The sequence below is a fragment of the Kluyvera genomosp. 3 genome, assembly GCF_011765685.1.
GTDB lineage: Bacteria > Pseudomonadota > Gammaproteobacteria > Enterobacterales > Enterobacteriaceae > Kluyvera > Kluyvera georgiana_A.
In genome coordinates, this window is sequence record NZ_CP050321.1 from 2,602,794 (window position 1) to 2,623,091 (window position 20,298).

At 55.6% G+C, this 20,298-nt stretch carries 21 protein-coding genes; 6 read left to right on the top strand and 15 right to left on the bottom strand.

Features of this window, described 5'->3' with window-relative positions; genetic code table 11:
* Positions 1 to 29: 29 nt before the first annotated feature.
* Positions 30 to 1,463, top strand: coding sequence for an aldehyde dehydrogenase (locus GY169_RS12145; protein ID WP_167575896.1), 1,434 nt, complete (start codon positions 30 to 32; stop codon positions 1,461 to 1,463).
* A 73-nt stretch (positions 1,464 to 1,536) separates the two neighbouring features.
* On the opposite strand, the gene GY169_RS12150 is transcribed toward GY169_RS12145, so the two are convergent.
* The 10 genes from GY169_RS12150 to GY169_RS12195 all read right to left on the bottom strand — a co-directional run bounded on the left by GY169_RS12150 (position 1,537) and on the right by GY169_RS12195 (position 9,951).
* The gene (locus GY169_RS12150) at positions 1,537 to 2,787 is read right to left on the bottom strand and encodes a putative acyl-CoA thioester hydrolase (protein WP_167575897.1); all 1,251 of its coding nucleotides are present in this window, start codon (positions 2,785 to 2,787) and stop codon (positions 1,537 to 1,539) included.
* Positions 2,788 to 2,978: 191 nt separating this feature from the next.
* Positions 2,979 to 3,788 carry a PhzF family phenazine biosynthesis protein gene (locus GY169_RS12155; protein ID WP_167575898.1) on the bottom strand — a complete coding sequence of 270 codons (810 nt, stop codon included), beginning with the start codon at positions 3,786 to 3,788 and terminating at the stop codon, positions 2,979 to 2,981.
* On the bottom strand, positions 3,778 to 4,434 hold the full coding sequence (locus tag GY169_RS12160) for a transcriptional regulator (protein ID WP_167575899.1): 657 nt from the start codon (positions 4,432 to 4,434) through the stop codon (positions 3,778 to 3,780). The genes GY169_RS12155 and GY169_RS12160 overlap by 11 nt, the downstream gene beginning before the upstream one ends.
* Positions 4,431 to 4,796 (bottom strand): RidA family protein, encoded by a 366-nt coding sequence (locus GY169_RS12165; RefSeq protein WP_167575900.1) that lies wholly within the window; start codon positions 4,794 to 4,796, stop codon positions 4,431 to 4,433. The genes GY169_RS12160 and GY169_RS12165 overlap by 4 nt, the downstream gene beginning before the upstream one ends.
* A gap of 88 nt (positions 4,797 to 4,884) precedes the next feature.
* The gene (gene pcaC / locus GY169_RS12170) at positions 4,885 to 5,277 is read right to left on the bottom strand and encodes a 4-carboxymuconolactone decarboxylase (RefSeq protein ID WP_167575901.1); all 393 of its coding nucleotides are present in this window, start codon (positions 5,275 to 5,277) and stop codon (positions 4,885 to 4,887) included.
* Complete coding sequence (pcaD, locus tag GY169_RS12175) at positions 5,267 to 6,031, bottom strand: 3-oxoadipate enol-lactonase (protein ID WP_167575902.1); 765 nt, start codon at positions 6,029 to 6,031, stop codon at positions 5,267 to 5,269. Before pcaD ends, pcaC begins: the two co-directional genes overlap by 11 nt.
* Positions 6,009 to 7,373 carry a 3-carboxy-cis,cis-muconate cycloisomerase gene (locus GY169_RS12180; protein ID WP_167575903.1) on the bottom strand — a complete coding sequence of 455 codons (1,365 nt, stop codon included), beginning with the start codon at positions 7,371 to 7,373 and terminating at the stop codon, positions 6,009 to 6,011. Before GY169_RS12180 ends, pcaD begins: the two co-directional genes overlap by 23 nt.
* 9 nt (positions 7,374 to 7,382) lie before the next feature.
* Positions 7,383 to 8,585 (bottom strand): 3-oxoadipyl-CoA thiolase, encoded by a 1,203-nt coding sequence (gene pcaF, locus GY169_RS12185; protein ID WP_163449555.1) that lies wholly within the window; start codon positions 8,583 to 8,585, stop codon positions 7,383 to 7,385.
* A 9-nt stretch (positions 8,586 to 8,594) separates the two neighbouring features.
* Positions 8,595 to 9,251: a 3-oxoacid CoA-transferase subunit B gene (locus GY169_RS12190; protein ID WP_167575904.1), complete on the bottom strand. Its 657-nt coding sequence runs from the start codon at positions 9,249 to 9,251 to the stop codon at positions 8,595 to 8,597.
* Positions 9,252 to 9,261: 10 nt separating this feature from the next.
* The gene (locus GY169_RS12195) at positions 9,262 to 9,951 is read right to left on the bottom strand and encodes a 3-oxoacid CoA-transferase subunit A (RefSeq protein WP_163449557.1); all 690 of its coding nucleotides are present in this window, start codon (positions 9,949 to 9,951) and stop codon (positions 9,262 to 9,264) included.
* Positions 9,952 to 10,118: 167 nt separating this feature from the next.
* Here GY169_RS12195 and GY169_RS12200 point away from each other — a divergent pair, with 167 nt between their 5' ends.
* Positions 10,119 to 10,925 carry an IclR family transcriptional regulator C-terminal domain-containing protein gene (locus GY169_RS12200; protein ID WP_064545606.1) on the top strand — a complete coding sequence of 269 codons (807 nt, stop codon included), beginning with the start codon at positions 10,119 to 10,121 and terminating at the stop codon, positions 10,923 to 10,925.
* Here GY169_RS12200 and smrA read toward each other — a convergent pair.
* The gene (smrA, locus tag GY169_RS12205; RefSeq protein WP_167575905.1) at positions 10,922 to 11,485 is read right to left on the bottom strand and encodes a DNA endonuclease SmrA; all 564 of its coding nucleotides are present in this window, start codon (positions 11,483 to 11,485) and stop codon (positions 10,922 to 10,924) included. The genes GY169_RS12200 and smrA overlap by 4 nt on opposite strands.
* Before the next feature lie 600 nt (positions 11,486 to 12,085).
* Here smrA and ogt point away from each other — a divergent pair.
* Both ogt and fnr read left to right on the top strand, forming a co-directional pair.
* Positions 12,086 to 12,601 (top strand): methylated-DNA--[protein]-cysteine S-methyltransferase, encoded by a 516-nt coding sequence (gene ogt, locus GY169_RS12210; protein ID WP_163449559.1) that lies wholly within the window; start codon positions 12,086 to 12,088, stop codon positions 12,599 to 12,601.
* 195 nt (positions 12,602 to 12,796) lie between these two features.
* Positions 12,797 to 13,549, top strand: coding sequence for a fumarate/nitrate reduction transcriptional regulator Fnr (fnr, locus tag GY169_RS12215; protein WP_061708991.1), 753 nt, complete (start codon positions 12,797 to 12,799; stop codon positions 13,547 to 13,549).
* Positions 13,550 to 13,616: 67 nt separating this feature from the next.
* Here fnr and GY169_RS12220 read toward each other — a convergent pair whose 3' ends face one another.
* Positions 13,617 to 14,129 carry an anti-virulence regulator CigR family protein gene (locus tag GY169_RS12220; protein ID WP_167575906.1) on the bottom strand — a complete coding sequence of 171 codons (513 nt, stop codon included), beginning with the start codon at positions 14,127 to 14,129 and terminating at the stop codon, positions 13,617 to 13,619.
* Positions 14,130 to 14,348: 219 nt separating this feature from the next.
* Between GY169_RS12220 and uspE the strand changes: the two genes are divergently transcribed.
* The gene (uspE, locus tag GY169_RS12225) at positions 14,349 to 15,299 is read left to right on the top strand and encodes a universal stress protein UspE (RefSeq protein WP_163449561.1); all 951 of its coding nucleotides are present in this window, start codon (positions 14,349 to 14,351) and stop codon (positions 15,297 to 15,299) included.
* A 106-nt stretch (positions 15,300 to 15,405) separates the two neighbouring features.
* Here uspE and GY169_RS12230 read toward each other — a convergent pair whose 3' ends face one another.
* From GY169_RS12230 to pntA, 3 genes are all read right to left on the bottom strand, one after another.
* Positions 15,406 to 15,594 (bottom strand): YdiH family protein, encoded by a 189-nt coding sequence (locus GY169_RS12230; protein ID WP_163449562.1) that lies wholly within the window; start codon positions 15,592 to 15,594, stop codon positions 15,406 to 15,408.
* A 138-nt stretch (positions 15,595 to 15,732) separates the two neighbouring features.
* Positions 15,733 to 17,121, bottom strand: coding sequence for a Re/Si-specific NAD(P)(+) transhydrogenase subunit beta (pntB, locus tag GY169_RS12235; protein ID WP_163449563.1), 1,389 nt, complete (start codon positions 17,119 to 17,121; stop codon positions 15,733 to 15,735).
* Between the two features lie 10 nt (positions 17,122 to 17,131).
* Positions 17,132 to 18,661 carry a Re/Si-specific NAD(P)(+) transhydrogenase subunit alpha gene (gene pntA / locus GY169_RS12240; protein ID WP_167575907.1) on the bottom strand — a complete coding sequence of 510 codons (1,530 nt, stop codon included), beginning with the start codon at positions 18,659 to 18,661 and terminating at the stop codon, positions 17,132 to 17,134.
* A 525-nt stretch (positions 18,662 to 19,186) separates the two neighbouring features.
* Here pntA and ydgH point away from each other — a divergent pair.
* Positions 19,187 to 20,137: a DUF1471 family protein YdgH gene (gene ydgH, locus GY169_RS12245; protein ID WP_163449565.1), complete on the top strand. Its 951-nt coding sequence runs from the start codon at positions 19,187 to 19,189 to the stop codon at positions 20,135 to 20,137.
* The last annotated feature ends 161 nt before the right edge of the window (positions 20,138 to 20,298 follow it).

The window sequence follows — 20,298 nt, forward strand, 5'->3', positions numbered from 1 at the left end:
AGCGTTACCCGAGCCCAGAAGAGGTTTCCATGACCATCACCTGTACCCTGTTCATTAACGGCGAAGCGTGCGCCGCGCAAGGCAATGCGACCTTTACACGCCTGAATCCCATCAACGACGCCGTTGCCAGTACCGCTCCAGCAGCGGGTCTCATTGATGCCACACACGCCGCAGACGCCGCTGCCGCCGCGTTTCCCGCCTGGCGTGATACCACACCCGGCGAGCGACGTCGCCTGCTGCTTGCCGCTGCAGATGAGCTTGAACAACGCCGCGAGCAGTTTATTGCCACCATGAATGCCGAAACCGGCGCGACGGCGCACTGGGCCGGGTTTAACGTCCACCTCGGCGCGGAGATCCTGCGTGAAGCTGCAGCACTCACCACGCAGATTGAGGGCCAGGTGATCCCGTCTAATATTGCGGGCAATCTGGCGATGGCGACACGTCAGGGGGCTGGCGTGGTGTTAGGGATGGCGCCGTGGAACGCGCCGATTATCCTGGCGGTTCGCGCCATTGCCACCCCGCTCGCCTGCGGCAATACGGTGATCCTCAAAGGTTCTGAACTTTCTCCGGCGACGCAGGGGCTGATTATTGATGCGCTGGCGGCAGCCGGATTCCCCGCGGGCGTAGTGAACTATCTGACCTGCGCGCCCCAGGATGCCCCGGCTTTTGTCGAATCGCTGATTGCCCATCCGGGCATCAGACGCGTGAACTTCACCGGATCCACGCCGGTGGGACGGATCATCGCCCAAACCTGCGCGAAATATCTGAAACCGGTGGTGCTGGAGTTAGGCGGTAAAGCGCCCTTGCTGGTGCTGGACGATGCCGATATTACCCAGGCCGCCGCGGGCGCGACTTTCGGCGCGTTTGCTAACGCCGGGCAAATATGCATGTCCACCGAACGTATTATCGTTGAGGAGCGGATTGCCGAAGCGTTTATCGCCGCACTGGTGAAGCGTGTTAACGCGCTACCGGACGGGCTGTTAGGTTCAGTGGTCGAGATGAAAACCGTTGAGCGCTGCAATGCATTGATTGAAGATGCGTTGGCCAAAGGCGCGACGCTGCTGACCGGCGGCAAGGCCCACTCTACGCAGATGTCGGCAACGCTGCTCGATGGCGTAACGCCTGCGATGCGTATCTGGCACGAAGAGTCATTTGGCCCGGTGAAAGCGGTGATCCGCGCCCGTGACGAGCAGGAGGCGGTGCGCATCGCCAATGACAGTGCCTACGGTCTGTCGTCGGCGGTGTACAGCCGCGATACCGCCCGCGCGTGGAACGTGGCGCAAAATCTGCAAACCGGGATCTGCCACATCAATGGCCCCACGGTGCACGACGAGGCGCAAATGCCCTTCGGCGGCACCAAAGACTCCGGGTATGGGCGCTTTGGCGGTCGTGCGGGAATTCATGAATTTACCGAGCTACGCTGGGTAACGATGCAGACGCAGCCGAGAACGCTGCCGTTTTAAGCCGTCCTGCCAGGAATCAGGCCGGATAAAGCGTTAACGCTGTATCCGGCTCTCTTTACACTGCTACGGGTTTTCATTTTTCCCAGCGCGTGTTCCACTCCCAAAGACGGTTCGTGTTCACATCGTTCAACTGACGTGAAGGCTCCGCGTTCCCCTTAAACGGCCTGGCGGTAGTCGCCGCCGCGCCCCAGGGCGACAGGCTGTCATAGCCGCTATCAATCGTGCTGTTCACAATCAACACCTGCCCATTCGCGGTCTTGCCCGGCAAATAACCTGTTTTCCCTGCCCCCTGATCCCATGCGCGGCCCAGCTTGGCTTTAAAGGTGCCTTTGTAGCCATCATCCGTCGTGAAACGGCTGTTTTTGACCAGGAAACCGTAAGGATTGTCGGGGAGCGTATTCGGTGCCAGCACATAGGCTTCCGGCGATTGGCGGCTTGAGACGGTATGGAAATGCACGCCGTCAAACACCACGTTGGCGCGACCGAATACATAGTCAACGTCACCTTCAATGTAGCTATCCTGCACGTAAACCCGATTAATGCGATCGGTCAGCGCATCATTGCGCCGATTGCTGACGTTGAGATAGAGCGTATCCTGGCGCCCGAGCAGGCGAACGTTTTGCAGTTGAATGCGGTCGCCATCGGTTCGCAGAGCGACGCCCTGGTGGGTGCCGCCGTCAACCGTGTCGAGCAGGCTGTTGGCAATGGTTAAATTGACCAGTTGGAGATCGTGACTTTGCGACCAGAATACCGCGGCGCAATTGGTGCCGATCACGGCCGTAGTTTTCCCCGCACACAGCGCATACTGGTAATACGCCGGCGAGGTCGGCGGATAGTGGTCGGCGTCGACGGTCTGACGATATTTCGCCGGGCTGAACTGCGAGTCCAGCGCCAGTTCAATACGTACATCCTCAGGCCCTTTTCCCGTACCAAAAAGGGTAATCGGCGGCGCATCATCGGGGATATACACCGTGCCGCTGTAAACGCCAGGTTCAAGACGAATGTAGAGACGTTCATTGCCCTTATGATGAGCCAGAGCGGCATCCACCGCCTGCTGGACGCGGGTGTAAGGCGCGCCTTCTGGCGCGACGCGCCATGGTGTCTCAATGTGCGTCAGGGTAATTTCCGACGGCTGCCACGGCCCCTGTGGTTGGCTGAACAGGCCACCCTGTGCGAAGTAGTTTTCGGTGGTATACGGTGCGGCTTCCTGCGCCGTCAGCAGCGGTCTTGTCGCCGTTCCTGTTGACGAAGGCGCGGCGCAGCCCTGTAGCACCAATGGCATACAGAGCAGCGTCGACATGCCCAGATAAGGTATTTTTGACATCGGTTCTCCATTAACAACGTTAAATAGAAACTGAGAACCGATAATAATGGAACGTTATTTTATTTTAACCCTGCACGATCACGCTTTACGACATCAGGAAAGCCAGATCAGCAGGCCATATAGCGCCAGCATGCACACTATCGTTAACCGGACAACCCGGCACTCAACGGGCGATTTATCGTTCATCGGCTTTACAGACGGAACGTCCCCTCAATCATCAGTTTCGCTTGCCCGTACAGCGAAACACGACCATCAGCGCCCAACACACAGCGCAGCGTGCCTTTACGCGCGCCGCCCTGCTGCGCATGAAGGGTATTTTTACCGCAGCGTTTAGCCCAGAACGGCGCCAGCCAGGTATGTGCCGAACCGGTCACCGGATCTTCATTCACCCCGACCTGCGGGCCAAACCAGCGTGACACGAAATCAAACTCCGCATCATCTGGCGCCGTGACGATCACCCCGCGGGTGTTAAACGCCGACAGCAGGTTGAAATCGGGCGATAGCCCCTCAACGATCGCTTTATCATTCACCAGCACCACAATGTCATCTGATTGCCAGAATCCTTCTACGCCATGGGTAATGCCCAGCGCGGCCAGCAGCCCCTGTGGTTCGTCAATCGGCTGGAGCGCTTTCGTCGGAAAATCCATGCACAACTCATCGCCCTGCCGCGTGACGGTCAGCAAGCCGCTACGGGTAGTGAAACGCAGCGTCTCTTGCGGATAGTTGAGTACGTTGAACAGTACCCATGACGCAGCGAGCGTGGCATGGCCGCAGAGATCCACTTCGACCGCTGGCGTAAACCAGCGCAGATGAAAACCCTCATCAAGCGGCACAAAAAAGGCGGTTTCGGACAGGTTATTTTCGGCGGCAATCGCTTGTAATACGCTGTCTTCTGGCCATTCCGTCAGCGGCATCACCGCCGCCGGGTTACCGCCAAATGGCTTAGCGGTAAAAGCATCAACCTGATAAAACGCAAGCGTAGCCGGGAGATTATTGTTCATTGAGTTTATCCAGGTAGTTGTAGATTGTGTAACGCGTCACACCGAGCGCTCTGGCGACTTCAATGACGCTGCCCTTAATTTTGAAAATGCCCATCGAATGCAGTTCGCTGACCACCCGCAGGCGAAACGCTTTTGGATTTTCCTCTGGGGCGGCCTGGAAACGAGCCAGAACCTCCGCCAGAGATTGCGCGGGTAACGAGGTGGCAGGATTTTCCGCGGGTTGTGCTGCCGACATACCGGAAACCAGATAATCCAGTTCGCGACGAAAACGCATCACCGGCTCCATGTCGACGTTGACGCAAAACGCCGCCACCGCCTTTCCGTTGGCATCGTAGTACAGCGTCGACGCGCTGCTTAACGGTTTACCGCCGCGCGCGTACGAGGTGTAACCGCTGAACAGCCGCGTTGAGGATGGCGGCTGCGTCTCGTCGATAAGCCCCAGAAAACCATCATCTTCTTCTGGCCCGCTAAGCAGTCCATCGCCTACCTGCCGCCCGCTGACGTGACCGTTAACAATACCGACTACCGAGGATTGCGGCTGAGTTAAATCGTGCAGCACCACTTCGGTATTTGCCGGTAATGTCGCTTTCAACGCCGCCAGCGAGGCGCTCAAGGTGGCGATGAGGGTATCCCGTTCCGCGCTCATGGCAGCACCGCCTGAAATTCGATTTCCACGTCGAGATCGAATGCCAGTCGGCTGGTGGTGACGCTTCGGCTGGGGAAACCCTCGGGGAACCATGGACGCCAGGCCTGATTGAACTCCGCGAAGTGCGCCATATCGCTTAACCAAACCTGCGCGCGCACCACATCGCGCAATTGCGCGTCACCGCGCGCCAGCGTCTCGCTGACCGAATGCATAATCCGATTAACCTGCTCGGTAATGGTACCGTACAGCGGCTGTCCGTCCGGACTCATTGAGACCTGGCCAGAAAGAAAGAGAAACCCGTTCGCCGCAACGGCGTCGGAAAAAGGAAAAGGTTTACTCGTGGGATAACGGACAAGTGCCATCGTCAACTCCTGCGGTTAAGGAGCCATAACGATAGCACTGCCCTTTTACACATTCAACAAAATTATAAATTTCAACAAGTGTTGATGTTTATTGCGACTGTACCGCATCCATTTCATCAAAGACCTGCTGTGCCAGATGCATCGTGGCATTTGCCGCCGGCAGACCGCAATACAGCGCCGAATGCATGATCAGCTCTTTCAGCTCATCGCGGGTTACGCCGTTGTTGAAGGCCGCGCGCAGATGCATTTTCAGTTCGGCTTCGCGATTGAGCGCAATCAGCATGGCGATGGTGATCATACTGCGGGTGTGGTGGTCCAGACCCGGACGGGTCCAGGTTTCCCCCCAGGCGTAGCGCGTGATGAAATCCTGAAACTCTTCGTTCAGCGGCGTTAATTTTTGCAGCGTCCGGTCAACGTGGGCATCCCCCAGCACCTTACGGCGCACCGCCATCCCCTGCTGATAACGTTGATTATCTTCCATCATTCCTCCGTAAAAATGCGATCAACGCGGCGGTAAACTCTTCGCTGGCTTCGACGTTCGACAAATGCGATGCCGCCAAATCTACCTGGAAAGAACCGTCAATTTGTTGATGTAAATAATCGGCATCGGCTACGGTGGTTACCGGGTCGAACTCACCGGCAATAATCAGCATCGGCACAGTGATAGCCGCGACTTCGCCTCGTAAATCAGCCGCCGCCAGCGCTTCACAGCATTCCGCGTAACCTTCCGCCTCGGAGGTGGCGAGCTGGTGACAAAGCTGTTCAACCACCGCCGGTTGATGTTGACGGAAATGCGGTGTAAACCAACGATCCGCCGACCCTGCCGCCACCACACCCATACCTTCAGTACGCACAGTGCGCGCCCGCGACAGCCAGTTGGCCTGCTCGCCAATCTTCGCCGCCGTATTCGCCACCGCAACGGCAGTAAAGCGTTCCGGCGCGAAACGAGCCAGCCAGAGGCCGGTCAGGCCGCCCATTGAAATGCCGCAGAAAAAGGCCTGTGGGATATTCAGGTGATCGAGTAGCGTAATGACGTCTTCACCCAATTGTGACAACGTCACCTTTCCGCGTTTTTGCGTTTGTCCATGACCGTGCGTATCGTAGCGCAACACGCGAAAATGCTCGGTCAATGCGGGCATCTGCGCATCCCACATAGCGTGAGTTGTACCCAGCGAGTTAGAGAGCACCAACACCGGTGCCGTTTCTGGTCCTTCAAGGCGATAATGGATGTTCATTTCCCTGCTCCTGATAGCGCGCCACAACCTGGCGCACAAAGTGGTCGGTACTGCCGAGTGCGGTCGCTGGGTCCAGCAGTTGCGAGAGTTGCGCTGAAGAAAGATGCTGGCTGACCAGCGGATCGTTCTCCAGCAGTGGTTGTAACGGGCAATCCAGCGCTATCGCCCGATGACAGATTTTTTCTACCTGATGATGAGCGTCGGCTTTGCCAATAAAGGCCGCCAGCGCCTGAGTAACGGATTCGGCCATAATCAGACCGTGGGTGATATCCAGATCGGCGCGCATCTTGACCGCATTAACCTGCATACCGCGCAGCAGATATTCACTGTTTTCCAGTACGCCGCCAGTCAACATCACTAACTCTGGCAATGTTTCCCACTCGGCCTGCCAGCCGCCCAGCGCACGCTCATGCTGTTGAATTTGTGCGCCGTACAGCGTCGCCATCAACCCGGGTATACGCTGTACGGCGGCAAGAATCGCCGCGCAGCTTACCGGATTGCGCTTATGCGGCATCGCAGACGACCCGCCACGACCTTCGGCAATCGGTTCGCTTACTTCGGCGACTTCGGTTTGCATCAACAACGAAAAATCATTGGCAAATTTACCCAACGTGCCGCTAAGCCCCGCAAACCAACTCGCCACTTCAACAATACGATCGCGCTGGCTGTGCCAGGGGGTATCGGGCAGCGAAAGGTTGAGCGTGACGGCCAGCCGCTCCGCGACCTCTGGCCCTTTGTCTTTCAGCGAGGCCAGCGTCCCCGCCGCGCCGCCAAACTGTAGAGTCAGTACGCGCGGGCGCAGTTCATCCAGCCGCAATTGCCAGCGCAGCAGCGCGTCAAGCGTACCGGCCAGTTTCAGACCAAAGGTGATAGGGAGCGCGTGCTGCATCCAGGTGCGGCCCGGCATCAGCGTGTGTTGATGGCGGGTAATTTGTTCAGCCAGCACTTGCGTAAGGCGGCGAAGACGGACTTGTATCTCATCGAGCGCCTTGCGCAGCTGTAAAATCAGCCCGGTATCAATGGCGTCCTGGCTGGTTGCTCCCCAGTGAACGTAGCGCGCGGCTTCGGGATCGTGCGCTTTCACGCGCTGCGTCAGTTGCTTAACCAGCGGTATCGCCAGATTGCCGGCGTTGGCCGCCGCGCTCGCCAGTGTGGGTAAATCCAGCGACTGCGCCTGACAGGCTGCAGCGATCGGCGCAACCGCAGCGTCGGGAATCACCTGACACTGCGCCTGTGCGTTCGCGAGCGCCGCCTCAAAATCCAGCATCCCCTGCACCGTTTGCTCGGCGCTGAAAAATTCCGTCAGCGCCTGGGTACGCAATAGCGGGGTCAACAAACTCATTCCAGCTCCTTATACGCGTTCAATAATCAGCGCGATCCCCTGGCCGACGCCGATACACATCGTGCATAGCGCATACCGCCCGCCGGTACGACGCAGCTGGTAGGCCGCGGTCATCGCCAGCCGTCCACCGGAAGCGCCCAGCGGATGCCCCAGCGCAATCGCCCCGCCGTTCGGGTTCACGTGCGCGGCATCATCCGGCAGACCTAAATCGCGCAGCACGGCCAGCGCCTGGGCGGCGAAAGCTTCATTCAACTCGATTACGTCCATCTGCGCCAGCGTCAGACCCGTTTGAGCCAGGACTTTCCGTACCGCCGGCGCTGGCCCGAATCCCATAATACGCGGCGCAACACCGGCAGTTGCCACCCCGACGACGCGAGCCAGCGGCTGTAAATCATTCTGCGCCATCGCCTGCTCGCTGGCTAACAGCAGCGCACAGGCGCCATCGTTTACCCCGGACGCGTTACCCGCGGTGACGGTCGCATCGGGGCGCACCACGCCTTTCAGCTTCGCCAGCGCCTCAAGCGAGGTGCTGCGCGGATGTTCATCCTGGGCAAAACACAGCGGTTCGCCTTTGCGCTGCGGGATCCACACCGGGATCAGCTCGTCATTAAACACGCCATTGGCCTGCGCCTGTGCGGTACGCTGCTGGCTACGTAGCGCGAAAGCATCCTGGTCGGCACGAGAAATGGTAAAATCGGTCGCCACGTTTTCTGCCGTCTCCGGCATCGAATCCACGCCGTACAGCGCTTTCATTTGCGCGTTGATAAACCGCCAACCGATGGTGGTATCTTCCATCTTCATGGCGCGGCTGAACGCGCTTTCCGCTTTACCCATCACGAACGGCGCGCGCGACATGCTCTCTACGCCCCCCGCAATCATCAACTGGGTTTCACCGCTTTTAATCGCCCGCGCCGCCACGCCAATGGCGTCCAGGCTGGAGCCGCAAAGACGGTTGATGGTGCTGCCCGGTACTGTTTCCGGCAGCCCAGCCAACAGCAGCGCCATACGCGCGACGTTACGGTTATCTTCCCCAGCCTGATTCGCGCAGCCATAAATCACATCGTCAATACGCGCCGGGTCAAGCCCGCGATGACGCTCCAGCAACGCTTTCAGCGGCAGAGCGGCCAAATCGTCGGCGCGTACGCCAGCCAGAGTACCACCAAAACGACCAAACGGTGTGCGTACCGCGTCGCAGATAAATGCTTGATTCATCATCATTCCTTAGGCGCTTTCCGCGACCGCGTCGTAAATCAGGGTAACAGGGGTAATACGCTGTAATTCATCGAAAGAGATACCGTTGAAGATTTCCCGCACCACCGGGCCATTGGGGGTGATATCAATGACGGCGAGATCGGTATAAATGCGGCTGACGCAACCGACGCCGGTCAGCGGATAGGTGCAGTGTTCCACTAACTTACATTCACCGTCACGGGTCAGGTGGTCCATCATCACAAACACCTGACGTGCGCCAACGGCCAGATCCATCGCCCCGCCAACGGCAGGAATCGCGTCCGGCGCGCCGGTGCTCCAGTTGGCGAGATCGCCGCCGGCAGAAACCTGGTAGGCTCCCAGCACGCAAATATCCAGATGGCCGCCGCGCATCATGGCAAAGGAGTCGCCATGGTGGAAATAACAGCCGCCCTGCAGCAGAGTCACGTACTCTTTGCCGGCGTTAATCAGTTCGGGATCTTCTTCACCGGGCGCCGGTTTTGGCCCCATGCCCAGCAGGCCGTTTTCGCTGTGTAAAAAGACTTCTTTATCAGACGGCAGATAGTTGGCAATGCGGGTCGGCAGGCCAATGCCCAGGTTCACGTAGGCGCCTTCCGGAATGTCCTGCGCCACGCGTTTTGCCATATCGTCACGAGAGATTTTTTGCATTGTCGGCTCCTTAAGCTCGCTGCGCCTGAGCGGTGAAAGATTCCTGCGCGAACACGCGTTGCACAAAAATGCCCGGCGTGACGACGTTTTCCGGGTCGAGATCGCCCAGCGCCACCATGCTGGTGACTTCCACAATGGTGGTTTTCGCCGCCGTGGCCATAATAGGCCCAAAGTTACGTGCCGCTTTGCGATAAACCAGGTTGCCCCAACGGTCAGCCTGGTGAGCTTTAATCAGCGCAAAGTCGGCGCTAATCGGGTACTCCAGCACATAGTGGCGGCCATCGATTTCACGGGTTTCTTTGCCTTCCGCTAACGGCGTGCCGTAGCCCGTCGGGGTGAAAATAGCGCCAAGGCCTGCGCCAGCGGCCTGAATGCGGGCGGCCAGGTTCCCTTGCGGAACCAGTTCCAGCTCCACTTTGCCGCGGCGATACAGGTCGTCGAAAATCTGTGAGTCGACCTGGCGTGGGAATGAGCAGATCATTTTACGTACCCGCCCGGCCTTCAACAGCGCCGCGAGGCCGATTTCACCGTTTCCGGCGTTGTTATTGATAATGGTCAGGTCGCGTGCGCCCTGTTCAATCAACGCATCGATCAGCAGCGTTGGCTGCCCGGCCGGCCCAAAGCCGCCGATCATAATGGTCGCCCCATCGTGAATACCCGCGACGGCATCCGCCAGCGTCGGCACACTTTTATCAATCATCAGGTTGCTCCTCGTTGTGCGGTTATCGCACTAATATTCGTTGTTCGCACAAAATGTGACCCGCTTAACGATGCCGGTCAAGGGCGATAATCGAAATATGGTGCGATAATCGAACATCGTGTATGTTTAGGCTGAGAATGTGATCGGCGGCATAATCGGAGAGAAAAATGGAGAAGCATCCAGACGATATTTTGACGGGCGATAGCGACCCGTTTAAAGGTGACCCTAACTTTATGGCCTCGCTGGCGCGTGGGCTGGAGGTGATTCAGGCCTTCACTCCGCAGCGGCGGCTGCTGTCGATTTCGCAAATCAGCCAGAAGACGGGGATCCCCCGCGCGGCCGTCCGTCGCTGCCTGTATACCCTGGGTAAATTGGGGTTTGTCTACGCCGAGGATGGCAAAAATTTTCAACTGCGCCCGCGCATTTTATCGCTGGGGCACGCATGGCTGGCCTCTACGCCTCTGGCACGTTCCGCGCAGCCGGTGCTGAAACATTTAAGCGATATGCTTAATGAGTCCTGCTCAATCGCCACCCTCGACGGCGACGATATTCTCTACATCGCCCGAGCGTCCAGCTCGCGCATTATGACCATAGACCTGGATATCGGCAGTCGTTTGCCGGCGTGGTCAACCTCAATGGGGCGCGTGCTGTTGAGCTACCAGCCAGAAGAAAAACTCAACGATATGTTGGCCCGCATCACCATGATCCGCTATACCCCGCAGACCATTTCGTCTGTCAGTAAGCTGCGCAGCGAGCTGAAGGCGGTGCGTCAACAGGGGTATGCGTTAAACGATCAGGAGCTGGAGATGGGGCTGCGTTCACTTGCGGTGCCGCTGTTTAACTCGCAGGGACAGGTGGAGGCGGCGCTGAACGTCGGCGTCCATGCCGGACAGGTATCCGCGGCTGAATTGCTGGATCGCGTGTTGCCCGAACTGCAAAAAGCCGCATCAGAGTTGACGCTTTTGCTGCGTTAGCGGCTACGTTTAGCGTGGCGCTCCCAGTTTTCCTGTTTCGCCGCCGCCGATTTACGCAGCGCCACATAACATGCGCCGCTACCGCCATGATGCGGTAGCGCGCTACAAAAAGCCTGAACGTCGTCGAATTCAGTTAACCAGCGAGCAAGATAGCTGCGAATAATGTTTGCGTGCGAGCCCTCTTCCTTACCTTTACCGTGAATAATCAGGATATTGCGTAAATTGTCTTGTTCAGCCTGTAGGAGAAAGGCAAACAGGCTCTGACGGCACTGTTCAACGGTCTGCTTACGTAAATCCAGGCTGGCCTGCTGGCTGTATTTGCCCTGCCGCAGTTTATCCAGAACGCCTGTCTGTAGCCCTTCTCGCTTAAACTCCAGCGGGGTGGCGAGCGGGACAATGTCGAGAAAACCGGTGGTGAGAAAATTATCGAGCTGCAGTGTATCCACCTGCTGGCGAGTTCGGGCGTTGCGCACTGGCTGCCAATGAACGTCGCTGTGGCGCTTCAGCGGCTGGACATCCTCCATGGCGTCAAGAAACAGCGATTTGTCGTCAAGATTCATGAGAATTCCCCCCTTATTACCACAGGCGGATACTATAGCCGCGCGGCCTTGCAGGCTCAATGCTTTTCCCTTTGCGTCAAAATGATTGGCATGCAAAATATACAGCACGATAATTAATTTTCTTCACTTATGATTTAACTAAAACTTAAATGATATAAATCATTAATTAATTATCTATCCCTATTCAGAATACGTGAAATAAATCACCAAGAATTATCTGGAAAATAAGCGCAGACCCGTTATAAATAGTATTACCCGCTGTGCGGAGCAAAATGTGGGAATCGGTACGGATACACCTGTGTGGTTGCTGCGGGGTCTGGCGATGTCGACAGACCCCGATTTTTATTACGAGTCATTCACCTTAACTTTCATTGAGTTATATTCAATTAGATCGCTTTCCCCCAGCGTTTATCGGGTTATATTTTAACCAACTCTTCATCCAGGTATTATTATTCGATATAACTGCGCTTTTTGTTGATGATAAATAAGCCATATCCTTTGTGATGTTATACATCTGAGGTATAGAGCCAGCGGCCATTCACATGCTATGGTGTCAAGCAGGAATAATTTGCGTAAACATATCATATATAGAGAGTGCGCATGCTGACGTTGCTTGAAGATAAAATTGCCACACCGCTCGGGCCGCTGTGGATTCTGTGTGATGAGAACTTTCATTTGCGCGCCGTGGAATGGGAAGAACACAGCGACCGTATGGTGCAACTGCTGGATATTCACTACCGAACTGAAGGCTATACCCGCGTCACATCACGCAACCCCGGCGGGCTGAGTCAGCAGTTGGCGAACTATTTTGATGGCGACCTGGCGGTGATCGAATCCCTGCCTACCGCCACTGCCGGAACCCCCTTTCAGCGCGAAGTCTGGCAAACCCTGCGCACCATCCCCTGTGGTCAGGTGATGCACTACGGGCAGCTAGCCGAACAGCTTGGCCGTCCGGGAGCCGCTCGCGCCGTAGGCGCCGCCAATGGATCTAACCCGGTGAGTATCGTCGTGCCCTGCCATCGGGTGATCGGACGCAACGGCACCATGACCGGTTATGCTGGCGGCGTACAGCGTAAAGAGTGGCTTCTGCGACACGAAGGCTATCTGCTGCTTTGATTTTCTGTGCCCTTTATGAGCTTAACAGGCGCTTTAGCGATAAATGCGCCTGAAAATTTATATTCTATATCAATGAGATATATCTCATTCCCTGCTATCCCATTTTAATCTTGGGTGAATACGCGCGCCGAGACTTACCTGCTCACCAAAAAGATGTTAAAATTGACCAATATCAATTACGGCTTGAGCAAACCTATGATCCCGGAAAAGAGAATTATACGACGCATTCAGTCTGGCGGTTGCGCGATCCATTGCCAGGATTGCAGCATCAGCCAGCTTTGCATCCCGTTCACTCTTAATGAGCATGAGCTTGATCAGCTGGATAATATTATCGAGCGCAAAAAGCCTATTCAGAAAGGGCAAACGTTATTCAAAGCCGGAGATGAACTGAAGTCTCTGTATGCCATCCGTTCCGGTACCATCAAGAGCTACACCATTACCGAGCAAGGCGATGAGCAGATCACCGGTTTCCATCTGGCAGGCGATTTAGTTGGCTTCGACGCCATCGGCACCGGCCATCACCCGAGCTTTGCTCAGGCGCTGGAAACTTCCATGGTGTGCGAAATCCCGTTTGAGACCCTTGATGACCTCTCAGGCAAAATGCCGAACCTGCGTCAGCAGATGATGCGTCTGATGAGCGGAGAGATCAAAGGCGATCAGGACATGATCCTGCTGCTGTCGAAGAAAAACGCGGAAGAGCGCCTGGCGGCCTTTATCTATAACCTGTCGCGTCGTTTCGCTCAGCGTGGTTTCTCGCCGCGTGAATTCCGTCTCACCATGACCCGTGGCGATATCGGTAACTACCTGGGTCTGACGGTAGAAACCATCAGCCGACTGCTGGGTCGTTTCCAGAAAAGCGGCATGCTGGCGGTGAAAGGTAAATACATCACCATTGAAAACAGCGATGCGCTGGCTATTCTCGCGGGTCATACTCGTAACGTCGCCTGACCGCTGTTTCATGACACCAATAAAAAACCCCGGCAAGCCGGGGTTTTTTATTGTCTGCTTCAGCTCTCTAATCAAATACGCCGTTAATCACCGACGTGACAATCGCCGTACTTAAAGCAATGAGTACCAGGTTATCGCCAATCACCTGCCATTCATAACCGGGGTAATAAGGAAGCTGATTGAGCATTGATCCCGGAACCGCTTTTTTCGCAATACCCGGTGGCAGCGGTTTACCTCGCGCCAAATTTTTAGCAATGCCCGGTGGCAAAGATTTGTAGCCAGTCAGGCCATAGTTAACCGCGAGCTGCCTGGCCGTTGCGTAGCTGATATCGCGGTCAACATGGTCGGGTTTGCCGTAATTCTTACGCGATGTCGATCCGTGGTCCTTGTCCTGGCCTTTACTCCACTGCTGGCTATTCCCTTTATCGCTTTTACTATTACCGTGGCTACTGTTGCCGTGGTTGCTATTGCCGTTACCGTTGCCATGCCCGTTGCCGGGGTCGGCCAACACTGGCGCTGCGCAGAGCGACAACGCAACGACGGCCGCGACCGTCTTTAAGAGTGAGGAACGCTGGGTCATCGTCATTTCCTTGTGTGCGGGGTATCTGAGAGAAATCTATATCATTCTGTGAAAAAAAACCTACGCATTAAATCTGAATTTATCGAACTTCTCCGATGCCCACGACAAGGCTAATTTATCCTGTTTATTGATCTTGCGAAGGTTCCCCCCTGTTTCAATCCCACTATATGAGTTATCTTTTACTTACAAACTGTGGTTACAGCTGTAAGGAGACCCTGTATGGCCAGATATCAAAATATGCTCGTGGCGATCGATCCGAACCAGGACGACCAGCCTGCGCTACGACGCGCTGTGTATCTTCATCAACGGATTGGCGGCCGCATTAAAGCCTTTTTGCCGATCTATGACTTTTCCTATGAAATGACCACCCTTTTGTCTCCTGATGAGCGCACCGCAATGCGCCAGGGCGTGATTAGCCAGCGAACCGCATGGATCCGCGAGCAGGCGAAATACTACCTGGAAGCCGGCGTTCCGCTGGAGATCAAAGTGGTGTGGCATAATCGCCCGTTCGAAGCCATCATCCAGGAAGTTGTCAGCGGCGGCCACGATTTGCTGCTGAAAATGGCCCACCAGCACGACAAGCTGGAGTCGGTGATCTTCACCCCAACCGACTGGCACCTGTTACGTAAATGCCCATGCCCGGTATGGATGGTGAAAGATCAGCCGTGGCCTGAAGGCGGTAAAGCACTCGTCGCCGTCAACCTTGCCAGCGAAGAAGCGTACCATAATGCGTTGAACGAGAAGCTGGTCAAAGAGACCCTTGAGCTGGCCGAACAGGTCAACCATACCGAAGTACACCTGGTCGGCGCTTTCCCGGTCACGCCGATCAATATCGCCATTGAATTGCCTGATTTCGACCCCAGCGTTTACAACGATGCGATCCGCGGCCAGCACCTGCTGGCGATGAAATCGTTGCGCCAGAAATTTGGTATTGATGAGAAGTTTACTCACGTCGAGAAAGGGTTGCCTGAAGAGGTCATTCCGGATCTTGCCGCGCATCTTGACGCCGGCATCGTGGTACTGGGCACTATCGGACGAACCGGTATTTCGGCGGCCTTCCTCGGCAACACTGCCGAACAGGTTATTGACCACCTGCGCTGCGACCTGCTCGCGATCAAACCCAATGACTATCAGACCCCCGTCGAGATGGACGACGAAGAAGACGATTAAGTGGTGTGATGTGACGAAAAAACCGGTCAATTCAAATGGCCGGTTTTTTTTGTCTTGCGATTAGCTTCCCGGCATCATCATGCGCTGCCAGGCTAGCGGGATGCTATCAATGGAGCCCTAGTCGCCAGGCAAAGTCGATCTCTTCTTTCAGTTCAATGGCAGAAAGCGCCATCAGGTCAGCAAATTCCAGCTCAAGTTGCTTAACGCGTTTCAGGTACTGTGCAGGGGTTAAAGGTGTGGTTTCGCGACGAAGATATTCGATGGCCAATTGTGCAGGCGTTAACAAGGTATCCATAAGTTCCTCTGTTGGTTTGAACGACATAGAACATTATAACACCTTTCACTGCGCACTTTTTGACCAAAAACAATCATAAATCAAATATAAGGCCGCCATTCCTCAGGAGAATGGCGGCCTTCATTTTATACGCGGTAATTACAGCGCTTTCAGAATGGCATCCACGCTAGCTTTCGCATCGCCGAACAGCATCTGAGTATTTTCTTTAAAGAACAGCGGGTTCTGTACCCCAGCGTAACCGGTATTCATGGAACGCTTGAAGACAATAACATTCTGCGCCTTCCACACTTCCAGAACCGGCATGCCGGCAATCGGGCTTTTCGGATCGTCCTGCGCGGCCGGGTTAACGGTATCGTTCGCGCCGATGACCAGTACGGTATCGGTGTCAGCAAAGTCATCGTTGATTTCGTCCATCTCCAGCACGATGTCGTAAGGCACCTTCGCTTCCGCCAGCAGCACGTTCATGTGGCCCGGCAGACGCCCGGCAACCGGGTGGATACCAAAGCGCACTTTGATACCGCGCGCGCGCAGTTTTTCGGTGATTTCCGCTACCGGATACTGTGCCTGCGCCACCGCCATGCCATACCCCGGGGTGATGATTACCGAGTGGGAGTTTTTCAGCATTTCAGCGGTTTCTTCGGCGTTAATTTCGCGATGCTCGCCCACTTCTTCATCACTACCGGTAGAGGAACCGTCGGTACCAAAACCACCCGCAATAACGCTGAAGAACGAACGGTTCATCGCCTTACACATGATGTAAGACAGGATGGCACCGGAAGAACCCACCAGCGCACCGGTGACGATCAGCAGGTCGTTGCTGAGCATAAAGCCCGCCGCCGCTGCCGCCCAACCGGAGTAGGAGTTCAGCATGGAGACCACCACCGGCATGTCTGCCCCACCGATAGATGCCACCAGGTGCCAACCGAAAGCCAGCGCGATAATGGTCATCACCAGCAGGCACAGCACCTGAGTGCCCACGCTGTCGGTGCGCACGAAAGCCACCATCAGCAGGAAGGAAACCACCAGCGCCGCCAGGTTCAGCTTGTGACGATTTGGCAGCATCAGCGGCTTCGAAGACATCTTGCCGCACAGCTTGCCGAACGCCACGATAGAACCGGTAAAGGTGACCGCACCGATAAAGATACCGAGGAACACTTCTGTCAGGTGAATATTGACCAGAATCTGCTCCATACCGGTTTCATGCTGCAGGTAGCTGTTGAAGCCCACCAGCACCGCGGCCAGACCGACAAAGCTGTGCAGCACCGCGACCAGCTCCGGCATTTCGGTCATTTCCACTTTCTTCGCCAGGCGAATACCGATCGCGCCGCCGATAATCATCGCCAGCAGGATCCACGCCACATTGCTGGTATCCGGCCCGAAGATGGTTGCGATCAGGGCAATCGCCATACCGGCGATGCCGTAGTAGTTGCCCTGCTGCGAGGTTTCGTGTTTGGAAAGCCCGGCGAGACTGAAAATAAACAGGATTGCGGCAACAATGTATGCAGCTGTAACTAATCCTCCAGACATTTGTTACCCCTTATCCTTTGCGGAACATTTTCAGCATGCGCTGAGTGACGGTGAAACCACCAAAAATATTAATGCTGGCGATCAATACCGCGATAAAACTCAGGAAGCTTACCCAGCCACCATGGCCAATCTGCAGGAGCGCGCCAACCACGATAATGCCTGAGATAGCATTCGTGACCGACATCAACGGCGTGTGCAATGCATGCGACACGTTCCACACCACGTAATAACCCACTACGCAGGAGAGCGCGAACACGGTGAAGTGACCGAGGAACTCTTTCGGTGCGACGCTCGCCAGCCAGCCAAACAGAATGATGGCCAGCGCGATCAGCGCATATTTACGCCACGGTGACGCCGGTTTCTCCGGTTCTTTTGGCGCTGGCGCGGCTTTCTGCACGGCCTGCGGCTGTGCCGAAACCTGAATCGGCGGTGCCGGCCAGGTGACTTCGCCTTCGCGGATGACGGTCACGCCGCGCACCACGACGTCATCAAAATCGATGGTGATGTTGCCGTCTTTCTCTTTGCACAGCAGCTTCAGCAGGTTCACCAGGTTGGTGCCATACAGCTGAGATGACTGCGTCGGCAGGCGTCCGGCCAGATCGGTATAGCCGATCACCTTCACGCCGTTTGCCGTGACGAAAATTTCATTTGGCACGGTGTATTCGCAGTTACCGCCGTTTTGCGCGGCCAGGTCGACGATGACGCTCCCCGGCGTCATGGAATCCACCATTTCGCGGGTAATCAGCTTCGGCGCCGGTTTGCCCGGAATCAACGCGGTGGTAACGATGATGTCGACCTCTTTTGCCTGCGCGGCGAAGAGGGCCATTTCAGCGGCAATAAACGCCTCAGACATCACTTTGGCATAACCGTCTCCGCTGCCGGCTTCTTCTTTGAAGTCCAGCTCGAGGAATTCGGCGCCCATGCTCTGCACCTGCTCTTTCACTTCCGGGCGGGTGTCGAACGCACGCACAATCGCGCCAAGGCTGTTCGCCGCGCCGATAGCGGCAAGACCCGCTACGCCCGCGCCAATCACCATCACTTTCGCCGGTGGAACTTTCCCCGCCGCGGTGATTTGGCCGGTAAAGAAACGACCGAACTCGTGAGCCGCTTCAACGATAGCGCGATAACCCGCAATGTTCGCCATCGAACTTAACGCATCCAGCGATTGGGCACGGGAAATACGCGGCACGGAGTCCATCGCCATGACGTTAATATTCCGCTCAGCCAATTTTGCCATCAGCTCAGCATTTTGTGCCGGCCAGATAAAGCTAATCAGCGTCGTACCCGGGTTCAGCAGCGCAATTTCTTCATCCAGCGGCGCGTTAACCTTGAGGATAACGTCGGATTGCCAGATATCATCGCCTGATACAATCTCTGCACCAGCCTGCACAAATGCTTCGTCATCAAAACTGGCTAGTTTTCCTGCACCACTTTCAATGGCCACGCTAAAACCGAGCTTCAGCAGCTGCTCAACCGTTTTCGGCGTTGCTGCGACTCGCGTTTCCTGGGCCCACCTTTCTTTTGGTACACCAATACGCATAACTATTCCCTTATATCGGTTCTTATTTAATGGTTTGCCGTTTTGTCAGTTTGTTGCGGGTAACCCGTAAGTGACCTAACAGGCGAACAACCTGAATAAATAAAACAGTAACAAACTGTCTATAACCTACTGAAAATACCGATTGTGATCTAGCGCCGAAAAACACTATTTTTGCATTAAATGCCAAATAAGGAGTTCCAGCCGCTACAAACAGCGATATTTGCCCCGATTTGAGTAGCGAGCCCCATAATTCGCTTCTTCTCCGTGGGAAAACATGATTTTTCGCGGGCAAGACGGCGCGGTTAACATTCCATTAACTTAAAAAAGTCATATGGTTGACCGCTTTTTCCGGTCAAGCGCCCGTTTTTTCAACATATCAGGAAAAGTTATCCAAAACCGTCACCGGGTTCGCATCTGAAGTTAAAAATGACGCAGACAGTAGCGTCATTTCAATGCCATAATCAGACGTTTTCCCGTTAACAACATGACCCGAATTTGGTTTGCGCAAGGCGAAGGATTATTTTTATGAAGCTTAAGAACACCCTCCTCGTGTCCGCCATGCTGTCTGCCGCGGCAATGTCCGCTCATGCAGCCACCGAGCTGACCCCGGAGCAAGCGTCCGCACTGAAGCCCTATGACCGCGTGGTGATCACCGGTCGCTATACCGCCATTGGCGATGCAGTCAACGCCATGTCCCGCAAAGCGGACAAAGAAGGCGCAGCCTCTTTCTATGTTGTCGATACCTCTGATTACGGCAACAGCGGCAACTGGCGCGTCACGGCAGATCTCTATAAAGAAGACGCGCCGAAAGCCGACGCTCCGAAAAATCGCATCATCAATGGCGTGATGGAACTGCCGAAAGACCAGGCCGTTGCGCTGGTGCCTTACGACACCGTCACCGTTCAGGGCTTCTACCGCAGCCAGCCGGAAGTGAACGATGCTATTACCAAGGCCGCCAAAGCCAAAGGCGCCGCCTCCTTCTTTATCGTCCGTCAGGTTGATGCGAACGACGGCGGTAACCAGCGTATTACCGCCTACATCTATAAAGCCGATGCGGAAAAACGCGTATTGCAGAGCCCGGATGCCATTCCGGCAGATTCTGACGCCGGGCGTAAACTGCTGGCGGAAGGCGGCGAAGCAGCGAAACAGGTTGAGATCCCGGGCGTAGCGACAACCGCCGCCGTCGGTGCGGGCACCGGCGTAGGCCGTTTCTTCGAAACACAGACCACCAAGGGTGGGCGTTACAGTGTCACGCTACCTGACGGTACGAAAGTCGAAGAACTGAACAAAGTCACTGCTGCACAGATGATTCCGTTCGACAGCATCAAGTTCACCGGTAACTACGGCAACATGACCGAAGTGTCTTATCAGGTGGCAAAACGCGCCGCTAAGAAAGGCGCTAAGTATTATCACATTACCCGTGAATGGCAGGAGCGCGGCGGCAACGTCACCATCAGCGCCGACCTGTACAAGTAAGCAACAGCAAAAGGCGGCGTAAGCCGCCTTTTTTATTCATTTCTTTTTATACATTGTTGCATGTATGCATCGCTCTCCGTAAAATCGCCGCCTCAGCGCAATCCTCCATGTTTATGCGATTTCGCCAAATAAATATTCTTGTTCTTCGCCTTCCACGACAG

Bases quoted from the DNA above. Each gene is read 5' to 3' on its own strand.
- pntA (WP_167575907.1), bottom strand. From the start codon at position 18,661: ATGCGTATTGGTGTACCAAAAGAAAGGTGGGCCCAGGAAACGCGAGTC.
- GY169_RS12155 (WP_167575898.1), bottom strand. From the start codon at position 3,788: ATGAACAATAATCTCCCGGCTACGCTTGCGTTTTATCAGGTTGATGCT.
- GY169_RS12145 (WP_167575896.1), top strand. From the start codon at position 30: ATGACCATCACCTGTACCCTGTTCATTAACGGCGAAGCGTGCGCCGCG.
- pcaC (WP_167575901.1), bottom strand. From the start codon at position 5,277: ATGGAAGATAATCAACGTTATCAGCAGGGGATGGCGGTGCGCCGTAAG.
- GY169_RS12230 (WP_163449562.1), bottom strand. From the start codon at position 15,594: ATGGATACCTTGTTAACGCCTGCACAATTGGCCATCGAATATCTTCGT.
- smrA (WP_167575905.1), bottom strand. From the start codon at position 11,485: ATGAATCTTGACGACAAATCGCTGTTTCTTGACGCCATGGAGGATGTC.
- GY169_RS12220 (WP_167575906.1), bottom strand. From the start codon at position 14,129: ATGACCCAGCGTTCCTCACTCTTAAAGACGGTCGCGGCCGTCGTTGCG.
- ogt (WP_163449559.1), top strand. From the start codon at position 12,086: ATGCTGACGTTGCTTGAAGATAAAATTGCCACACCGCTCGGGCCGCTG.
- GY169_RS12190 (WP_167575904.1), bottom strand. From the start codon at position 9,251: ATGCAAAAAATCTCTCGTGACGATATGGCAAAACGCGTGGCGCAGGAC.
- GY169_RS12150 (WP_167575897.1), bottom strand. From the start codon at position 2,787: ATGTCAAAAATACCTTATCTGGGCATGTCGACGCTGCTCTGTATGCCA.
- pcaD (WP_167575902.1), bottom strand. From the start codon at position 6,031: ATGAACATCCATTATCGCCTTGAAGGACCAGAAACGGCACCGGTGTTG.
- pcaF (WP_163449555.1), bottom strand. From the start codon at position 8,585: ATGAATCAAGCATTTATCTGCGACGCGGTACGCACACCGTTTGGTCGT.
- GY169_RS12160 (WP_167575899.1), bottom strand. From the start codon at position 4,434: ATGAGCGCGGAACGGGATACCCTCATCGCCACCTTGAGCGCCTCGCTG.
- ydgH (WP_163449565.1), top strand. From the start codon at position 19,187: ATGAAGCTTAAGAACACCCTCCTCGTGTCCGCCATGCTGTCTGCCGCG.
- fnr (WP_061708991.1), top strand. From the start codon at position 12,797: ATGATCCCGGAAAAGAGAATTATACGACGCATTCAGTCTGGCGGTTGC.
- GY169_RS12165 (WP_167575900.1), bottom strand. From the start codon at position 4,796: ATGGCACTTGTCCGTTATCCCACGAGTAAACCTTTTCCTTTTTCCGAC.
- GY169_RS12200 (WP_064545606.1), top strand. From the start codon at position 10,119: ATGGAGAAGCATCCAGACGATATTTTGACGGGCGATAGCGACCCGTTT.
- pntB (WP_163449563.1), bottom strand. From the start codon at position 17,121: ATGTCTGGAGGATTAGTTACAGCTGCATACATTGTTGCCGCAATCCTG.
- GY169_RS12180 (WP_167575903.1), bottom strand. From the start codon at position 7,373: ATGAGTTTGTTGACCCCGCTATTGCGTACCCAGGCGCTGACGGAATTT.
- uspE (WP_163449561.1), top strand. From the start codon at position 14,349: ATGGCCAGATATCAAAATATGCTCGTGGCGATCGATCCGAACCAGGAC.
- GY169_RS12195 (WP_163449557.1), bottom strand. From the start codon at position 9,951: ATGATTGATAAAAGTGTGCCGACGCTGGCGGATGCCGTCGCGGGTATT.